This is a genomic window from Thalassospira lucentensis (genome assembly GCF_011806425.1).
Lineage (GTDB): Bacteria > Pseudomonadota > Alphaproteobacteria > Rhodospirillales > Thalassospiraceae > Thalassospira > Thalassospira lucentensis_B.
This window is the reverse complement of sequence record NZ_JAATOV010000002.1, coordinates 575425-593173: the sequence shown is the minus strand read 5'-3', so window position 1 is coordinate 593173 and position 17749 is coordinate 575425. Positions and strand designations below refer to the sequence as shown.

16 protein-coding genes are annotated in these 17749 nt (G+C 53.7%); 10 read left to right on the top strand and 6 right to left on the bottom strand.

The features are described from left to right. Positions 1–59: 59 nt before the first annotated feature. Entirely contained in the window at positions 60–2660 is a 2601-nt protein-coding gene (locus HCZ99_RS08250) for a bifunctional diguanylate cyclase/phosphodiesterase (protein WP_167446458.1), read from the bottom strand. Between the two features lie 428 nt (positions 2661–3088). Here HCZ99_RS08250 and HCZ99_RS08245 point away from each other — a divergent pair, with 428 nt between their 5' ends. Together HCZ99_RS08245 and HCZ99_RS08240 are read left to right on the top strand one after the other, a co-directional pair. Further along, a complete protein-coding gene (locus HCZ99_RS08245) occupies positions 3089–4471 on the top strand; it encodes a class I SAM-dependent RNA methyltransferase (protein ID WP_167446457.1) in 1383 nt (460 codons plus the stop codon). 309 nt (positions 4472–4780) lie between these two features. Beyond that, positions 4781–5911 (top strand): hypothetical protein, encoded by a 1131-nt coding sequence (locus HCZ99_RS08240; protein WP_167446456.1) that lies wholly within the window; start codon positions 4781–4783, stop codon positions 5909–5911. A gap of 102 nt (positions 5912–6013) precedes the next feature. On the opposite strand, the gene HCZ99_RS08235 is transcribed toward HCZ99_RS08240, so the two are convergent. After that, positions 6014–6529, bottom strand: coding sequence for an SH3 domain-containing protein (locus HCZ99_RS08235; protein WP_167446455.1), 516 nt, complete (start codon positions 6527–6529; stop codon positions 6014–6016). Positions 6530–6729: 200 nt separating this feature from the next. Here HCZ99_RS08235 and HCZ99_RS08230 point away from each other — a divergent pair, with 200 nt between their 5' ends. The 7 genes from HCZ99_RS08230 to HCZ99_RS08200 all read left to right on the top strand — a co-directional run bounded on the left by HCZ99_RS08230 (position 6730) and on the right by HCZ99_RS08200 (position 12609). Then, on the top strand, positions 6730–7716 hold the full coding sequence (locus HCZ99_RS08230; RefSeq protein ID WP_167446454.1) for a 2-hydroxyacid dehydrogenase: 987 nt from the start codon (positions 6730–6732) through the stop codon (positions 7714–7716). Positions 7717–7880: 164 nt separating this feature from the next. After that, positions 7881–8231, top strand: coding sequence for a cupin domain-containing protein (locus tag HCZ99_RS08225; RefSeq protein ID WP_167446453.1), 351 nt, complete (start codon positions 7881–7883; stop codon positions 8229–8231). Between the two features lie 222 nt (positions 8232–8453). After that, positions 8454–9140: a fumarylacetoacetate hydrolase family protein gene (locus HCZ99_RS08220; RefSeq protein ID WP_175581438.1), complete on the top strand. Its 687-nt coding sequence runs from the start codon at positions 8454–8456 to the stop codon at positions 9138–9140. Positions 9141–9203: 63 nt separating this feature from the next. Continuing rightward, positions 9204–10001: an exodeoxyribonuclease III gene (gene xth, locus HCZ99_RS08215; RefSeq protein WP_167446451.1), complete on the top strand. Its 798-nt coding sequence runs from the start codon at positions 9204–9206 to the stop codon at positions 9999–10001. 200 nt (positions 10002–10201) lie between these two features. Then, positions 10202–11047, top strand: a complete 846-nt coding sequence (locus tag HCZ99_RS08210; RefSeq protein ID WP_167446450.1) for a hypothetical protein — start codon at positions 10202–10204, stop codon at positions 11045–11047. 488 nt (positions 11048–11535) lie between these two features. Beyond that, complete coding sequence (locus HCZ99_RS08205) at positions 11536–12387, top strand: OmpA family protein (protein WP_167446449.1); 852 nt, start codon at positions 11536–11538, stop codon at positions 12385–12387. 30 nt (positions 12388–12417) lie between these two features. Beyond that, positions 12418–12609, top strand: a complete 192-nt coding sequence (locus HCZ99_RS08200; RefSeq protein WP_167446448.1) for a YqaE/Pmp3 family membrane protein — start codon at positions 12418–12420, stop codon at positions 12607–12609. Positions 12610–12730: 121 nt separating this feature from the next. On the opposite strand, the gene HCZ99_RS08195 is transcribed toward HCZ99_RS08200, so the two are convergent. The 3 genes from HCZ99_RS08195 to htpG all read right to left on the bottom strand — a co-directional run bounded on the left by HCZ99_RS08195 (position 12731) and on the right by htpG (position 16335). Further along, positions 12731–12961: a hypothetical protein gene (locus HCZ99_RS08195; protein WP_167446447.1), complete on the bottom strand. Its 231-nt coding sequence runs from the start codon at positions 12959–12961 to the stop codon at positions 12731–12733. Between the two features lie 3 nt (positions 12962–12964). Next, on the bottom strand, positions 12965–14299 hold the full coding sequence (locus HCZ99_RS08190; protein ID WP_254869520.1) for a deoxyguanosinetriphosphate triphosphohydrolase: 1335 nt from the start codon (positions 14297–14299) through the stop codon (positions 12965–12967). Positions 14300–14454: 155 nt separating this feature from the next. Then, positions 14455–16335 (bottom strand): molecular chaperone HtpG, encoded by a 1881-nt coding sequence (gene htpG / locus HCZ99_RS08185; protein ID WP_167446446.1) that lies wholly within the window; start codon positions 16333–16335, stop codon positions 14455–14457. 286 nt (positions 16336–16621) lie between these two features. Between htpG and HCZ99_RS08180 the strand changes: the two genes are divergently transcribed. Further along, the gene (locus tag HCZ99_RS08180) at positions 16622–16948 is read left to right on the top strand and encodes an HPF/RaiA family ribosome-associated protein (protein ID WP_167446445.1); all 327 of its coding nucleotides are present in this window, start codon (positions 16622–16624) and stop codon (positions 16946–16948) included. A gap of 109 nt (positions 16949–17057) precedes the next feature. Here the strand turns inward: HCZ99_RS08180 and HCZ99_RS08175 are convergent, their stop codons facing one another. After that, on the bottom strand, positions 17058–17651 hold the full coding sequence (locus HCZ99_RS08175) for an NADPH-dependent FMN reductase (protein WP_167446444.1): 594 nt from the start codon (positions 17649–17651) through the stop codon (positions 17058–17060). Positions 17652–17749: the final 98 nt, after the last annotated feature.

Here is a 17749-nt window from a genome sequence, read left to right as displayed (position 1 = left end):
GTATGACCGTGCGGTTCTTTTTGTTTGTGTTGATGGATGAGGGCCGCGGAGACGCTCGATCAATTGGGTTCTGTGGCCCGGCTGCCAGCGGTGTTTTTTATCGGCAAAAGATCGGCGGTTTCGATGGCATCCACCGGGCGCGATAACAAGAAGCCCTGCATTTCATCGCAATCGGCGGCTTTTAGGATGGCGAGCTGTTCTTCTGTTTCCACACCCACGGCGACCACCTTGCGGTTTAGGCTTTTGCATAGGCGGATGGCGGGTTGCAGGATGCTGTTTTCGGCCTGTTCATCCAGCGCGAAATCAAACAGAGATTTTGCCAGCTTGATGCGTTGGACCGGGAAGCGTTTGAGGTAGCGAAGGGATGTATTGCCAGAGGCAAAATGATCCAGCGTTAAGCCAATTCCGGCCTCGGAGAAGCGATAGAACTGCCCAAGGGCCCGTTCGGGATCGCGCATGACGACGTCTTCGGAAACTTCGATTTCGATCATGGCGGGATCAATTTCATATTCGCCGGTCAGATCGATGATGTTTTTGATCAGATCGGCCTGAATGAATTGCCGGCTTGAAACATTGAGCGCAATCGGCAGCGGGGCGTAGCCCGCATCGCGCCAGGCGGCAATTTGTTTGCACGCGGTTTCAATGATCCAGCGGCCAAGCGGGGATAACAGCCCGGTACGATCGGCAACCTCGATGAAGTCCGCAGGCAGGCGGCGTTTGCCACTTTCATCGATCCAGCGCAGCAGGGCTTCGAACCCGGTCAGGCTTTGATCAGATGTGCGATAGCGCGGTTGGTATTCCAAAACGAAGCGTTTTTCATCCACGGCACGGCGCAACTGCGTTTCCATCGACAGGCGCGCATGCATGACGTTGTTCATTGTTTCAACAAAGAAGCAATAGGACGATTCAGCCGATTTCTGGGCGCGGTACATTGCCGCATCCGCATTGGCCAGCAATTGCGATGGCGCACGCGCATCATTGGGATAAAGGGCGACACCGACGCTGACATGCAATCGGATATCTTCGCCGTTCCCCGATGGGATCGGTTGGGAAATGGCTTCGACGACGCGTTCGGCGACAAGGGCGGCACCTTCGGCCTCGGAAAGGTCGGTCGCGATGATGGCAAACATATCGCCGGAAAAACGTGCGCAGGTGTCTTTTTCACGTACTGTCGCGCGCAATCGGCCAGAAATGGTGCGCAGTGTTTCATCGCCAACATCCGCCCCAAACCGGTCATTGACCGCGCGGAAATTGTCGATATCGACGACCAGAACCGAGAGCAGCTTTTCATAGCGTTTTGCGTGCGCGACCGCCTGATTAAGCCGGTCATCAAAAAGCGCATGGTTGGGCAAGCCAGTCAGCGGATCATGGGTCGCAAGATAGCGCAGACGATTGACCGACGCATTTGCCGCCGGGTTGTGATGCAAGGTGATGTCGACACAATCCGGATTGGCCAGTGACGGTTTCATTGCCAAGTTGCAGACCACGTGCACGCCTTCGGCACTGCGGACAATCCATTCGCGACGGACTTCTTCGTCACCGCGGCTGATGGCCAGCAGCATCTTTTCCTGTGCGCGGCGTGACGAGCTGCCGTCCGATTGGAATTCCGGTGCCAGATTGTAAAACCGGATAAAGCCGTAGTCTTCCTCGCGCAGGTCAAAGAATTCGGCCGTTTCGGGCGACATTGCTTTGAGGTGGCCGTCAAGTTTGGTGATCGATAAGGCCAGATCGCTGATGTCTTCACCGTCATTGATGTGGTGCATGGCGCGGCGGGCTGCTGCGCGTTGACGGTTGGCCAGCAGGAAAATCGCCACCGTAAAGATGATGGTCGCGATCGCGCCTAAAATTAAAATCAGGTTGGGATTTGTTGTGCCAAAGCCAGCCATTGCGGGATTGGCGATGACATCGATATGCCATTGGCGTCCGGCGATGTCGGCAACGGCGCTTTGTTGAAGTGTTTTGTCTTCGCCTTCGCCGCGGATTTCAAACAAGACGGTGTCATCTTCGCGGACACTGACGGTGTAATCGGCGATTTGATCGGTGTTAATGACCGATGCCAGCATGGAGCGAATGCGAAACACCCCGTTGATCACACCGACGATATGGCCATCACGGCCCAAAACCGGGCTATAGGCGGCAAATCCGCGTCCGCCTTGCAAAAGTTCAAGGGTCGGCGTGATTTGGGTGCGCCGTTGATCAAGGGCGATGTCGAGCACCGGACCCGCAACAGGATGCCGTTTTAGGTCTGCCCCCATGGCGGGGACATTTCCCTTAATCGGGGCGACATAAAGGATGATGTAATTTGGCGAGATCCAGTTGACGGCTTGAAGGGCCGGGAAGCGTGCCTGAAGGGGATTGGCAACCGAAAGATAGGCGCGTTCGTCTTCTGGCGGGCCTTCTTGCCAGTTATCGGCGAAGCTATCCAAGACACTTAAGTCGGCCTCGACGATATGTTGGACTTGCTGGGCGATGGAATTGGCGGTGATTTCGGCGGCCGAGGACAAAACAAACCGGCGGCTTTCAACAGCCGACTGCCAGACGAAATATGTTGCAGAAGCAAAGAAAACGGCAGTGAGCAGGGCCTTGAGCACGGCATCTTTTTTCACGCGCGATTGTTGTGCCGCTGCTTTGTCTTCGGTCGGTTTGTTTTCAGTTTCCATGTATTCCCCAAGAACGACGCCTTATTCGGGCGCCCCGCCCCAAGCATGTCGCCTATGTCATCTTTACCAGAATATTGCTGTTTCGTATATTCCGTGGTGTGCGCACGCCACAAGGCGTTTCAAAATAAGGTTGATGGCGTGTAAGGAAGTACGCCCGATGCTGGTGGCCGGTATCAAGCAACCTTATGTATTTAATGGTATTATATGCGCCCTATTTTAAGGGGGGTATAGGTTTATTCGCGGATGAATTTCGCCCCCGACATGCGTTTGGCGACGATTTATAAGGGGCCGGTATTGGTTGCACAGCATATTTCGCGATAGGGCACTGTTCTGCGCGGCCCAACTGGTGTATCTCAGGCGGGTGTCAGCTACCCGCATAAAATAATGCTGATCATAAAGTGACTAAGATCACCGCCGAAAGAGAGTTTATGAAACATCATCACCGCAATCCCCGCGCCCGCGGCGGACGCAAACGTCAATCAGCCCGGCGTGATCCGCTGATCGGATTTGAAGCCCCGGTCACGATTGAACAGGTCGGTGCGCGCGGCGACGGCATTGCCCATGTCAGCGCGCCAGACGGTCGATCTGTTTTGGTCTATGTCGATTGCGTTTTGCCCGGTGACGAGGTGCAGGTTGCCCTGCGGTCCAAGCGTGGTGATGGCTATGGCGCGGAAGTGATCGCGGAAATTTCGCGGGTCGCAGCGTTTAATGAACCGCGCTGCGCACATTTTAAGGACTGCGGTGGCTGTGCGCTTCAGCACATGGCAGATGACCAATATCGCGATTGGAAACGTGACAAGGCCAAGGTTGCGGTTCAACGCGCGGGCCTTGATGCGGATGAGGCCGAGCAGCTTGTTGCGCCGGTGGAAGTTTCCCCGCCGCAAAGCCGCCGCCGTGCCGGGTTTGCCGTGCATGTTGGCGCGACCGGGGTGCATGTTGGTTTTCACGGACGGTTTAGCCACACGGTTTTAAACGTTCCCGATTGTGCGGTGCTGCGCCCGGAATTGATGGCGTTTCGCGAAGCATTTGTTCGTTTCCTTGAAGCCTGTCCGCCGGATGAAGCGCGCGATATCAAAGAAGTATTTGTCAATTTGGCCGATAACGGCTTGGACGTGGTTATTCACGCGGCCAAGGACCCGGGCCTTGATATGCGCCAGGATCTGGCGGAATTTGCCGGTGACATTGACCTTGCACGCCTAAGCTGGAAAAGCGGCGATCAGCCTGATGAACCGCTTGCGGCGCGTCATACGCCGTTGGTCAAGTTCCACGGTGTTGATGTTGCCGTTCCGCCGGGGGGCTTTTTGCAGGCCACCCGCGAAGGGGAACATGCCCTTGTGACGGCGGTGACATCCGCACTTGAACGTATTGCCCCACGTCAGGTGGCTGATCTGTTTTGTGGTGTCGGGAGCTTTACCTTTGCCTTGGCATTGGCGGGCAAACGCCGGTCGGTTTTGGCGGTGGAAAGCGATCCGCGTGCGGTTGAGTTGCTGCAATATGCGGTTGGCCAATCGGGCAGCCCGATCCAGGTGGTAAAGCGCGATCTTTTCCGGCAGCCGTTGACCAGCGATGAGTTGAGCAGCCTTGATCTTGTGGTGTTTGATCCACCGCGTGCCGGGGCATTGTCGCAGGCAGAGCAGCTTGCTGTGTCGGGGCCGGAATGGATCATTGCCATGTCGTGCAATCCCGCGACCTTTAGCCGCGATATCCGCGTTTTGCGCAATGGCGGTTATGAGCTTGAGCAGGTGGTGCCGGTTGATCAGTTCCTGTGGTCGTCGCATCTTGAAATGTTTGCTTTGTTGCGCCGCAAGTAAGCGGTGCTGCGACTTTGGCGGCGGGCGTGTGTCGGGGATTTTCCGGCTTTGCGTTCGCCGGTCAAACCGCGCCGCCGTTTAGCACAACCAACACGCAAATGAGCCAAAAGGTCCCATTATGCTGCTTTGCGTGATGGGACGAAGGTGCAACGCATTTTGGCTTAATTTTTTCTAATATATGGATTATACTATCGGTTGATATTCCGCCGGGCACCAGGATGGTCAGGGTAATACGAATTCACGTCGGTTTTTGAATTCGTGTCAGCACAGCATGTAGTTGGCTTGCCGGCTTGTTTGTGCGGAAAAACAATGGAACCGTTAGGTAGTCAGCTTCCGATTTATACCAAAACTGCGCGTGCCATCGCACCGCAGAACAGGTTTGTCGTGTCTGCTGATGGCACTGGGGCGTCCACACCCAGCGGTTCAGATCGCAGCAACGATGCCGCACGTGGGGCCAATTCCGTTTTTGATGGTCTGCGCGGGGCATTGGGCAATGCCGGTGATCTTTTGTCACGGGCGTCACAAGACGTATCGCGCATTGGCGATGCGCTTGATCAGATTGACGCACTGGTCACGGTTGCCGAAGAAAACCCCGATCTTTCCAAACAGCAACGCGCGCAAATAACAGCGCAGATCAGTGATTACCTGACCGAGATTGATGACATTTCGGCCAACAGCAATTTTGAAAACAAAAACCTGCTGGCCGAGGATCAAACCATCACCCTGCAAGTGGGATCGGGCACGTCGCCCGGAAACCAGATTGATGTTGCGTTGTTTGCATCCGGATCGGACGACTTGGCATCTGGTTTGTCATCGATTGATTTGGCGGACGATGGCGGGGTTGCCAATGCGCGGTCATTGGTTGACGCGGCACAAGAAGCTGTGCGCGATCGTCAAACATCCCTTGAAGCGGATCGTGGTCGTGTGGCGATTGCACAGGATCAAAACCGCATTTCGCAGGCGGCCAGTGACAACGTGCTTCAGGCGCAACTTGCCGCGTCACAAGAAAATACCGCAACCCTGACGCAGGCGCGGATTTCGGAAAATTTGCAGGCCTATTTGGGAACGATTGCGGCCAAGCTTGAAGACCAGACCGTGACGGTGGGCGGCTTTGGCCTACCAGAACCGCAGGCCGAGCCGGAACCCAAGCCAGCTTCGCAGTCGCCACAGCCGCCTCAGCCGCCACAGCAACGCGATGATCCATATGCCTTTGATCCGTTGGCGGCAAAGGATGAGCCACAAGAACCGGTATTTGAGTTTGGTCCATCACCCGCCAATAGCAGCCCATTCGGGGGCGGTGTCGCGGGCGGCAGCCAACCGGCATTTGCCGGATATAATGCTGGCGCAAGCGGGACGTCTGTCAATACCGGTGGGGCATCCGGCGGATCATCTGGCGGATCATCCGGCGGTTCGACCAATCGGGTTTCGATTGAGGCCTGATTGATAAGGTTACGGGCGTCGTTTCCTTGAGGCAGCCTTGAAATAGCTTACGGATGACATGCCCGTACTCAGGGTCCGTTGCCTTCTGGTTTGAGCCAGCCTTTATCCTTTGACGGTTTCTTCGTCGTAAACACCCCAGAAGCCATGGCGTGGTGCCCAACCTTCAAAGTCGCCGAACTGTAATTGGCACCAGTTCACACTTGAGGGGCATTCTTCGATCTTGCCGATGACATTGGCGGAAATCAGCGCGATTTTGCGCGCGTTTTCGTCAGCAGCGGAATACAGCGTGATGGTGTCGTCTGTGACTATGACATGACGTGAGCCAACCAAAAGGCTTTGGTGTACCCAGCCTTCGCTGCCTTCCCAATCGCGGACTTTGCGCCAAGTATCAAATTCAGACACGACTTCCATCGGCATGTTGCGGCGCTGATAAATCCAGACTTTTGGGTATCTAAGGCCGGGGCCGGAGCGCAAAAAGACCTTGTCAGAACGCAGTGCGACAAAGCGCGGGATCGGTAAACCGGATTCTTGTGCGCTTGCCACGATGGGGGTGGTGAGGCTGGTTAAAATTGCCAAAGCCATCAAGCGATACAAAAATGTGCGAAAAATCCGCGGCATGTTGCTGGTATTCCCTGCTTTTTTCCACATGTCGGGCGCGTATCCCAATAAATGTGCGCGAAATAAAATTACAAAAATGACGTCAAAATCCTTGCTTTTGTACCTTTTGGCATGGCATCACTGCAATGCGGCAAGAAACAAAAGGACTCCTTTTCCCATTTTGCCCGCAAAAGAGTTAAAAGACCGCATAGGAACGGCGCATGACCAAGAAAAAACCGCTCGTTGTCGTAACCCGCAAGCTGCCGGAAGCGATTGAAACCCGCATGATGGAACTGTTTGACGCCCGTCTTAACATAGACGACGCGATCATGACCAAGCAGGAACTGATTGACGCGGTGAAAGAGGCCGATGTTCTTGTCCCGACGGTGACCGATAAAATCGATGCCGCCGTTCTTGCCCATGCGGGGCCAAACCTGCGTTTGATTGCGAATTTTGGCACGGGTGTTGATCACGTCGATCTGCAAACCGCGCGATCACGTGGCATTACGGTTACCAACACCCCCGATGTCCTGACCGAAGATACCGCCGACATGACCATGGCGCTGATCCTGTCAGTATCGCGCCGTCTGGCAGAGGGCGAACGTTTGATCCGCAAAGGCGATTGGGCCGGGTGGGGCCCGACATTAATGTTGGGTCATCGCATTTGGGGCAAGCGTCTTGGCATTGTTGGCATGGGGCGCATTGGCCGTGCACTTGCACGCCGCGCAAAGGGTTTTGGACTGTCGGTGCATTACCACAACCGACGCCGTGTGCATTCGGATATCGAAGAAGAACTTGATGCGACCTATTGGGAAAGCCTGGATCAGATGTTGGCGCATGTTGACGTTGTGTCGGTCAATTGCCCGCATACCCCGGCAACCTATCATTTGCTGTCAGCACGCCGCCTGAAACTGATGCAGCCGCATGCGATTTTGGTCAATACTGCGCGCGGTGAAATCGTCGATGAGCCAGCCTTGACCCGGATGCTTTCGGATGGCGAGATTGCTGGTGCCGGGCTTGATGTGTTTGAACATGAACCGGCGGTAAATCCAAAATTGCTGGAACTGCAAAACGCGGTTTTGTTGCCCCATATGGGGTCGGCAACCATCGAAGGCCGGGTTGATATGGGCGAAAAGGTCCTGATCAATATCAAGACATTTGTCGATGGTCATACCCCGCCCGACCGGGTCATCGAAGGGTTGCTTTAGGCCGTCGACACATTTCTGTGGCGAAAATCATAAGTAGAATTAAGAGTTTATGATTTAACTCCTCATTTGGGGATGTTGGTGCGCGTCATCTTTCTGCAAAGTTGCCCTCAGAAGGCGGATATGTACAAAGATGGAGTACTTCCATGGGATGTCATCAGACAAAAATGTCGAGCGATTCAATGATTGGGGCTTTGGATGCCTTGGACGGTCAGTCGGGTCCTGACGACCTTCTTTCGGTATCCTCGTCAATCACTGCGCGCGGTACCCTTCCTGAACTTCTGGGCGAGGCGCGGTCTGCAAATGGCCGTTGGGGAAGGCACGAAATCAGAGACATTCATGCGGACAAGGTGATCGTGGTTCTGTCTGGCTGTTTGAATATTACGGTTGGTAAGGACCATCACATCGTCCATGACGGTGAAACGATCTTGATCCCGCAAGGTGTCGCTGCGTCTTATGATGCTGCCTTTGGTGACGAAGCAAAGATGATTTTGTTGACCGTGCCAGCCTCCCTGTAAGCACGGTCATCTTGCGGTCTGTTTCTTCTTTGCTGTGACTTCCGGACTAAACTTCCGCCTTTTGCGGTCTGTCGAGATGACAGACCGCTTTTTTTATGCGCGCCTGACAAAATTGGCAGGAGATGTTGGTGTTTTTATTTGATCCGGGACGCACGGGCATTTCAATTTGGGCGTGGCTTGGCTATCAGTATGTCAAAGATATCCTGATCCGAGGAGATGACCATGGGTTTGATTTTTCCTGCTGCTGAACCGACCACCCTTCCAATCGCCAATTCCGATGATCGTTTTGCGGTAAACCGCATTTTTTGCATCGGTAAAAACTATGCCGAACATGTGCGCGAAATGGGGTCCGACCCATCGGATACGCCGCCCTGCATTTTCATGAAACCAAGCGACTGTTTGGTGGTTGGCGATGGCGATTTGCCATACCCGTCCGCGACAGATGACCTGCATTACGAGGGGGAGCTTGTCGTGGCCCTGTCGCGTGGGGGCAAGGATATGGACCGTGCGGCCGTTGAAGAAGCGATTTTCGGCTATGCCGCTGGCCTTGATATGACGCGCCGTGATGTGCAAGCAGGCCTGAAAGAACGCCGTTTACCGTGGGATATGGCCAAATCATTTGATGGCTGTGCCGCGGTTTCGCCGATCAAGCCAAAATCGGATGCTGGTAACCCGCATGCCACCAATCTGAAACTGTCAGTGAATGGTAAGGTCCGCCAGGACGATACGACGGCGAAAATGATTTGGCCGGTTGTGGATGCGCTGGTGTATCTGTCGAGCCTGATTGAGCTTAAACCCGGCGATATTTTGTTCACCGGAACCCCCGAAGGTGTCGGGCAGGTTGTGCGCGGTGATCAGATGGATGTTGTCATTGCCGATGTCGCCGAACTTTCGGTCACGTTGAAGTAATTTTACGAATTTAGGGAATCCGGGTCAGGAGCCCATCCCGACAAAGGTAAAACGGAGCCCGTTTTGAAAATTGTAAGTTGGAATATCAATTCCGTTCGTTTGCGGATTGCACAAGTGGTCAAGTTTCTTGAAGAGCAGCAGCCTGATGCGCTGTGCCTGCAAGAACTGAAATGCCCGGATGAGCATTTCCCCCACGAAGCGTTTGAGGCTGCGGGATATGTGCATCGCCATAACCATGGCATGAAAAGTTATAACGGTGTGGCGATCGTTTCACGTTTGCCGTTTGTGGAAACCGACATCAAAAATTTCGTCGGCAAAGAAGACCGTCGTCATTGCATGGCGAAGTTTGAAAACGGGGTTGAGCTGCATAACTTTTACATCCCGGCCGGCGGCGATGAGCCCGATCCGGCGATCAATGTTAAGTTTGCCCACAAGCTGTCCTTTATTGATGAAATGACCACTTGGTGGGCGGACCGCCGTGCCAGTGATCCAGACCGCAAAGCTATTCTGGTTGGCGATTTCAACATCGCCCCATCGGAAAACGATGTGTGGTCGCACAAGCAGCTTTTGCGGGTTGTCAGCCATACACCGATTGAGGTTGAAATCCTTGAGAAGTTCCGTCAGTCCGGTGACTTTATCGATGCGGTGCGCGAAGTCGTGCCAGAGCCGGAAAAACTGTTTAGCTGGTGGAGCTATCGCGCACGCGATTGGCGGGCCAGCAACAAGGGACGGCGTCTTGATCATGTTTGGATGACGCCAAATATGGCCGGAACGGTGCGCACAGCATCGGTTTATGATCTGGCCCGTGATTGGGAAAAACCATCCGACCATGCGCCTGTGGTGGTTGAATTTAAGCTGTAAATCACAGAACGATTTTCAGGTTGCGACGTGCAATGGTGGCAGCGGTTTGGGAAAGGTTTTTTGCCGATCCGCTGCCATGGCGTATAGTTTAACCACAACACCCGATCATAGGGCAGGCTCAATTGGGCAATGGCCGTGCGGCCATTTTCATTTTGAGGCTGTTGGCGCGTTTGGGTGACAAACTGGGCAGGATACGGGCAATGAAAAAGATACTGATTGCACTGACGGTGATTGTTTTGCTCGTCGTGGCAGGGCTTGTTTATGTCTATGCCAATCTTGACGGGATCGTAAAATCGACCATCGAAGAGGCGGGGACACGGGTAACGCTGGCGGATGTGACCGTTGATGGCGTTAAGATCGACACGACGCAGGATTTGGCCACGATTGATGGTCTGGTGATTGGTAACCCGGATGGTTTTAATACCGATTACGCGTTTTCGCTGGGCAATATTTCGGTGCGGCTTGATCGCACGACGCTTAGCAGCGATACCATCCGCGTGATCGAGGTGGTGATTTCAAGCCCAAGCGTGACCTATGAACTTGGCAATAACAGTTCAAATATCGCGACCATTCAGCGCAATGTGCAAAGCTTTGTCCAACGCGTTTCCGGGCCGACCGGTGCCGGGGGTGCAGATGGTTCTGATGGGGCGTCGGACGCGGATGCGCAAAATGCGTCGGGCACGAAGATCATTATTGATGATGTCTATATCCGCGATGGTGATGTCAGTGTTTCGGCCGGTTTCCTGAAAGGTGAAAAGCTTTCGGTGCGCTTGCCTGAAATTCATCTTCGCGATGTTGGAAAGCAAGAAAACGGCGCGACGCCCGCCGAAGTGGCAGGCGAAATCATCACTGCGATTAACACATCTGTCTTTAAGTCGGTTTCTAACCTGAATGTTGATGGTTTGATGCAAGGTGTCGGTGATCTTGGCAAAGGTGTCGTCGGGGCTGTTGGCGGTGTCGCAACAGGTGGCGGCGGCAAGATCAAAGATGGTGCCGATGCGCTTGGCAGTGCGGTTAAAGGGTTATTTGGCGGATCATCCAAATAATTTGATCGCGATCAGCGGTTCCAAATGACCGAAAAATACCACGCGGCCCGACAGGTTTATGACCCGTCGGGCCGTTTTTATTAGCCGGTTTGGGATGTTTGGCGCGATTTAAACAGGCACCACTTTCGGTGGAATGATGCCGATTTGTAATTAATTACTATGGTTGTGGATGCCTCGTCTTACGCCCCGCTGTTGTGCACATGCGTGATTTCGCGATTTCATTTCGGGTTTTCATCGAATTGACTTCTATAAATCGTTGATTCGCGGTAAATATATCCATGTTCCAAGTTGTTTTGGGGCACGCGATCCTTGACGATTTTTCCTTTGAAATCTGGGAAGATTAACGGGGCTTGTGTGATCGTTGGGGCAACGGGAATTGGAACACCATAAGGCCATATTAAAGTGGCCAACGGAACGTATGACGCGGTCGTGCGTTGATAACAAAATAGGTTCGGGTACCTGATTTGGGACAGATAGGAGTAATACGAATGAAAACGAAACTGCTTGCCGTGATTTCCGCTGCAGCATTCCTGAGTGCTTGCGCGAACATGAACATTCCGGGTGTCCGCGATATGGCCGATCAAGGATCGGCCTTTGATGCGGCCCTACACCAGAATTATGCCGATTTGGCCCAGGCCGAATATGACGAAGCCGATTGGAGCGATGCGCGTTACTTCACCAACCGCGCCAAAATGGCCGCAGGTGGTCTTGATAGTGGCCCGCAGATGATTGCCGAGCGTGACTTGCCAGAAAATGCCGTGCCAGAAGTTGAAGTGGCGCGCGCAGACCTTATTGCGGCCCTTGATGCCGGTGGTCGTGATCAAGCGGCATCCGCGGCGGCAAGTGCGCAGGCCGGTTTTGATTGCTGGCTTCAGGAACTGGAAGAAAACATTCAGCAAGAAGATATCGATAGCTGCCGTGCGACATTCTATCAGGCACTGGCCATCGTGAAGGCCGAGATCGGTGACCTTCCGGTCGCGACATCCATACCGATGGATATGCCCGTTCCGATGAATGTCTATTTCGGGTTTGATAGTGCCGATATCGAGGGCAAAGGCATGTCGGTTATTAATGGCATTGCAAATGCCTATGAAAAATATAACCCGGCAATGATCAGCCTGGTGGCTTATGCCGACCGTGTGGGTGATCCGGTTTATAACGACATTCTTGCCAAATCGCGTGTTGATGCGGTGGTTGCCGCACTTCGGGCCAAGGGTGTTCCGGCAAGCAAGCTTGCGATTAGCATCAGTGGTGAATCTGATGTTCCGGTTTCGACCCCAGACGGTGTTGCCGAACAGGCCAACCGTGTTGTGACTGTTACTTTCGAAGACGGCATGTAACGCCGTCCCCTACTAAAGAGGATTTCATCCATGCGTCTTTTGATCGCACTTCTTTTGCCTTGGCTGCTGTTCTTTACCATTGGGCGGCCGTTCGCCGGTATCATTTGCCTGATTTTGCAAATCACGCTGATTGGCTGGGTTCCGGCCGCGATCTGGGCTGTCTACGCGCTTAGCCAGTACAACACAGATAAAAAAATCAGCAGCGCCATGGGTGGTAACTAGGATCGACGGGTTTCTGTATTGCGGTGCGTAAGCACGGCATCAGACATTCGGATTTCCAGTCATCCGTAAATTTAAGGCAGGCCTTTGGGCCTGCCTTTTTTCGTTCTGCTGTATCGATGTTTTAATGCAGCCGGCGTCGCACACCGCCTACAAAACGCGCGATCAGGCGCGATACGATAAATCGCGTCAAAAGGAAGGTGATCGCACCCGCGGCAGCCGGCCAATACCATGCCTGTAATTCCACGCGTGTGGTTTGTTCAAACAGACCATAAACAATCGCCGACAAGGCGGCCGCAGCAATGAATGCGGTTTTGCGCCGATAGCGGGCGATAAAGCGGCCAAGCAACCACATCGATTAGTGCTGCCCACCGCCAATGTCGCGCGCAAGACGGGCGGCAAAGTCATCTGTCATGCCTGACACGTAATCAAGGATAACCAGATACAGCTCATACAGGGATGCGCCGATGGGCATGGCATCCGCACCGACCAGTTCGCGCACACGCCCCGCCCGATAGGGGATATCGGCATCTGATTTTGCGTGATGCACATCCAAGGCGGTGCGGCAGAAGGTTTCAAGCAGGGTTTCAAGATGGGCAAAGGCGCCAACCTCGATCTGGACTTTGCGGCGGTTCAGGATGATTTGCTTTTCGGAGAATGATTTGGCGGTGGTGATCAGATCGTTATAGGGACCGCTGGCGCAGGCCAGAAGATCGCCCTTCCATTCACCGGCCAAAAGGGCTTCTTCGTTGGCGACGAAGGCTGTTACCAGGGCATCAAGAACGCCGGATATGATTTTACCACGCAGGAAGGAAATTTTGCGGCTGACATTTGTTTCGCGGCGATATTCCGCCGGAAGTTCGTCGGTGATGCAGGGCAGCAGCATGTCTTCAAGAATTTTGAAGTCAACCAGTTCAAGTTCCACACCGTCTTCGATATCGATCAGCGCATAGCAAAGATCGTCTGCCGCTTCGACCAGATAGACCAACGGATGGCGACAAAAAGCCTGATCGCCGGTGCGGATAAGGCCGGTGGCCTCGGCCACTTCTTCGAGCAGGGCAAATTCCTTTTGGAAGGCGCCGAATTTCTTTTTCTGTGGGAAGGGGCTTCCCGATGCTGACCATGGATATTTCAGAAAGCTTGCCAGCGTGGCATAGGTCAGGCGCATGCCACCATCGTAAAGGCCGGTGCGTTTGTTGGTCAGAAGACGGAACCCCTGTGCGTTGCCTTCGTAGGTTGTCAGATCAGCAAACTGTTCGGGGGTGAGGGATGCCGTGAATTTTGGATCGGCTTCTTCGAACCATTGGCGAATGGCATACTCCCCCGCGTGGCCAAAGGGCGGGTTGCCGATATCGTGCGACAGGGCTGCTGCCTGCACGATGGCGGCCATGTGGTCGGGTTCGATCGCGTCCGGAAGGCTGCCTTTTTCGTGCAACTTATTGCCGACCATCAAGCCCAAAGACCGCGCAATGCAGGATACCTCAAGACTGTGGGTCAGGCGGGTATGAACATTGTCATTTTCGGGCAGGGGATGAACCTGTGTTTTGCGCTGTAGACGTCGAAACGCAGCCGAAAAGATGATCCGGTCGTAATCCTTGTGGAAATCGGACCGGCCAAAGGTCCCGACATTGGAATGATGCGATCCAAGCCGCGCAGGCGAGAGCAGTTTTTGCCAGTTCATCATCGCAGTCATTTTCTTTTGGGCCTTCCCGTGGGTTCCGGTCGGTTTCGCTGGTGGTGTCTTTATGCCCTGCTTTGGTAAATAAGCATTTTAAATTTCGGATATATCCAAAAGAAAACGGCGCATCCGAAGACGCGCCGTTTTGTAAAATCCGTCAAAAGTCGGGTTTAGGAACCCAAGCCTTTTTCCATGACGCTATCAAGGCGACGCGCGAAGGCGACCGGATCAGGAAGGGCTTCGCCTTCTAGGATGCGGGCCTGATCGAGCAGAAGCTGGGCGGCGTCATTGAGGATCGGGTCCTTGGCATCCTTGATCGCAATATCCGACAGCTTTTTGATCAGGCTGTGCTTTGGATTGATTTCAAGGATACGCGGGCTGATTTCATCAACACGGTTATGTTGCTTCATCAGTCGTTCCATACGCAGATCCATGCCGGTTTCATCGGCAATCAAACAGCAGGCCGAGCTGGTCAGGCGATCAGATTCCTGAACGTCTTTGACGCCAGTGCCAAGGGCGATTTTGATCGATGCGATCAAGGCATCCAGCGATGCGCCGGTTGCGGCATCGTCTTTTTTATCATCCTTGTCATCTTCGCTGTCGTCGGCTTTGACGTCATTCAGGTCAGCCCCGCCGCGGGTGACGGATTTGAAGTCTTTTTCTTCAAACTGACCAACCGATGGCAACCAAAATTCATCCACCGGGTCGGTCAGAAGCAGGACTTCGATGCCCTTGGCGGCAAAGCCTTCAAGCTGCGGGCTGCGTTTCAGTGCGTCGATATCTTCGCCGCTGATGTAGTAGATCGCCTTTTGGCCATCCTTCATGCGGGAAACGTAATCGGCAAGCGTGGTCCAGCCATCGTCCTTGGTCGAGCGGAATTTGGCGATCTTAAGGATACGGTCACGGTTTGACTGATCCTCATACAGGCCTTCTTTGACGACCGCGCCAAAGTTTTCCCAGAAGGTTTCAAACCCTTCGGCGTCTTTTTTGGCGGCCGTTTCAAGTTCGGACAGGATTTTCTTGGTCAGGCCGTTTTTGATTTTGGTCAGAACCGGATTGTGCTGGAGCATCTCACGCGAGACGTTGAGCGGCAGGTCCTGACTGTCGACCACGCCCGAGACAAAGCGAAGCCATGGCGGCAGAAGATCATCCGCCCCTTCGGTGATGAAGACTTTGCGGACGTAAAGCTTTAGGTGGCCTTTGCGCTGTGGCTCGTACAAATCGAACGGGCGCATGGTCGGCACGTAAAGCAGGCCGGTATATTCAATCGCACCTTCGGCACGGTAATGGATGGTTTTCCAAGGATCATCGAAGGCGTGCGAGTTGTGTTTGTAAAACTCTTTGTATTGTTCTTCGGTGATTTCCGATTTTGGACGGGTCCAAAGGGCGGAGGCTTCGTTCAGCGTCTCGTCGCCATCCGCCTTCATCAACACAACCGGAATGCCGATGTGATCGGAATAGGTTTTGACGATGTGTTTCAGGCGGTGTTCGTCGGTGAACTCTTTGAACTCGTCCGTCAGGTGTAGGGTGATCTGGGTGCCGTGGCCTTCCATTTCGGCTTCGGCGATGGTGTATTCACCTTTGCCGTCCGAGGACCATTTCCACGCCTGATCTTCGCCGGCTTTTTTACTGACGACTTCGACCGTGCCAGCGACCATAAAGGCCGAATAAAAACCAACACCAAATTGGCCGATCAAATCGACGTCTTTTGGGGCGTCGGATTTGGCAACCGCATCAAGGAATTTGGCCGTGCCGGAATTGGCAATCGTGCCGAGATTTTCGATCAGGTCTTCTTTGTTCATCCCGATCCCGTTATCGGCAATCGTCAGAACATTTCGAACATTATCGGTCAGCAGGCGGACCTTAAAATCAGCATCCCCTGCAAGCAGTTCCGGGTTGGCAATCGCTTCATAGCGCAGCTTGTCACACGCATCGGACGCGTTGGAGATCAGCTCGCGCAGGAAGATGTCCTTGTTGGAATAAAGCGAGTGGACAACGATGTCGAGCAGTCGGCTGACTTCGGCCTCGAACCGCATTTTTTCTTCCGTCATGACCTCTATTTTCTCCTGTTTTTTACTTTTTACCTGACCGTCCCCGATATTGGCGAACGGCCAGTGACCTAACGGGTTGAACTATAAGCCGTGCTTGATATGCGTCAACGCACCTTGCGGCGCAAGCCCTGTATCCTAAGTATAGATATAGACGGTTATTTACCGGGGCACGCAGACCACACACTGCGTGTTTCCAAAAATCCCAAAACCGCAAAGGTGGCGGGAAGAAACGGTGGGGTTCTACACCTCGCTAAACGTCCAAGGCTGTATAACAGGAGGCCGTGTCATGAACGTTCCAGTTCAGATCACTTATCGCGATGTTGATCAGTCCGATGCGCTTGATGAGCGTATCCACTACAAGGTCCAAAAACTCGAAGAAACCTTTGACCGCATGACCAGTTGTCATGTCATCGTGGAACGTCCGCAGGCGGCACATAAACACGGAAGTCGTTTTGCCGTTCACTTTGGCATCCATGTTCCGGGCAAAGAAATTATGGTCAAGCGCGACAGTGCCGATCACGCCCATGAAGACGTTTATATCGCATTGAAAAACAGTTTCCAGGCCGCCCGTCGGCAGCTTAAAGAACACGCAGATAAGATGCGGAACCACTAAGCAAGGTCCCTGTTAGGTGATGAATGAAGGGCGGGCGACCAATTGGTCGCCCCGCTTTGCGTTAGGGGCGCGGGATGTGCGCGATTGTTCGTTCGCCCCCAATCCATGATTACGCGCTTATGGTTTGTGGGGTGGGGGTATCCGCCATATCGCTGTTGCGTGCGCTTCGAAGGGTTTTTGCCCACCATTTTAAGTCCGCGACCATGGCATTTAGCGCATTTTCGCAGCCGGCTGCGTTATGGGGGCGACCGTTCTGATCAAAAAGGTCTGGGGCGTTGGTAAAGCTGACGACGTCGCGCATGGTCACCACATGCAGTTCGGCAAACACAAGGCGCAACTGTTCCACTGCGCGCAAGCCCCCGGACATTCCGCCATATGACACAAACGCCAGCGGTTTGCGCCGCCATTGCGGTTTGGCGGCATCGATCAGCAATTTGAGTTCGCCGGTAAAGCTGTGATTGTATTCCGGGGTGACGACGATATAGGCATCCGCCGCGGCCAATGTCTGGTGCAGGCCGGAAATGGCGGGGTGCTGATTGCCAATAAACCGCGATGGCAGATCCAATACCGCCGGATCAAGGGTGCAGACAGTTAGATCACCGTCTTTGCGAAGGATGTCCGTGGCCCAGTTCACAACCGTATCGCAAAATCGTCCTTCACGTGCGCTGCCATAAATCACGGCGAGATTAACTGCTTTTTCCACGATTTTGATTCCTTGATATTTTAACAACAGGGGGTAATTCTATAAAACCTTGACTATGGTTTAGGTCAAGCGGGAAGGTGACTTTCTGATCGTGGCAG

Coding starts and splice junctions, on each gene's coding strand:
- HCZ99_RS08250 (WP_167446458.1), bottom strand. CDS start 2,660: ATGGAAACTGAAAACAAACCGACCGAAGACAAAGCAGCGGCACAACAA.
- HCZ99_RS08245 (WP_167446457.1), top strand. CDS start 3,089: ATGAAACATCATCACCGCAATCCCCGCGCCCGCGGCGGACGCAAACGT.
- HCZ99_RS08240 (WP_167446456.1), top strand. CDS start 4,781: ATGGAACCGTTAGGTAGTCAGCTTCCGATTTATACCAAAACTGCGCGT.
- HCZ99_RS08235 (WP_167446455.1), bottom strand. CDS start 6,529: ATGCCGCGGATTTTTCGCACATTTTTGTATCGCTTGATGGCTTTGGCA.
- HCZ99_RS08230 (WP_167446454.1), top strand. CDS start 6,730: ATGACCAAGAAAAAACCGCTCGTTGTCGTAACCCGCAAGCTGCCGGAA.
- HCZ99_RS08225 (WP_167446453.1), top strand. CDS start 7,881: ATGTCGAGCGATTCAATGATTGGGGCTTTGGATGCCTTGGACGGTCAG.
- HCZ99_RS08220 (WP_175581438.1), top strand. CDS start 8,454: ATGGGTTTGATTTTTCCTGCTGCTGAACCGACCACCCTTCCAATCGCC.
- HCZ99_RS08210 (WP_167446450.1), top strand. CDS start 10,202: ATGAAAAAGATACTGATTGCACTGACGGTGATTGTTTTGCTCGTCGTG.
- HCZ99_RS08205 (WP_167446449.1), top strand. CDS start 11,536: ATGAAAACGAAACTGCTTGCCGTGATTTCCGCTGCAGCATTCCTGAGT.
- HCZ99_RS08200 (WP_167446448.1), top strand. CDS start 12,418: ATGCGTCTTTTGATCGCACTTCTTTTGCCTTGGCTGCTGTTCTTTACC.
- HCZ99_RS08195 (WP_167446447.1), bottom strand. CDS start 12,961: ATGTGGTTGCTTGGCCGCTTTATCGCCCGCTATCGGCGCAAAACCGCA.
- HCZ99_RS08190 (WP_254869520.1), bottom strand. CDS start 14,299: ATGACTGCGATGATGAACTGGCAAAAACTGCTCTCGCCTGCGCGGCTT.
- htpG (WP_167446446.1), bottom strand. CDS start 16,335: ATGACGGAAGAAAAAATGCGGTTCGAGGCCGAAGTCAGCCGACTGCTC.
- HCZ99_RS08180 (WP_167446445.1), top strand. CDS start 16,622: ATGAACGTTCCAGTTCAGATCACTTATCGCGATGTTGATCAGTCCGAT.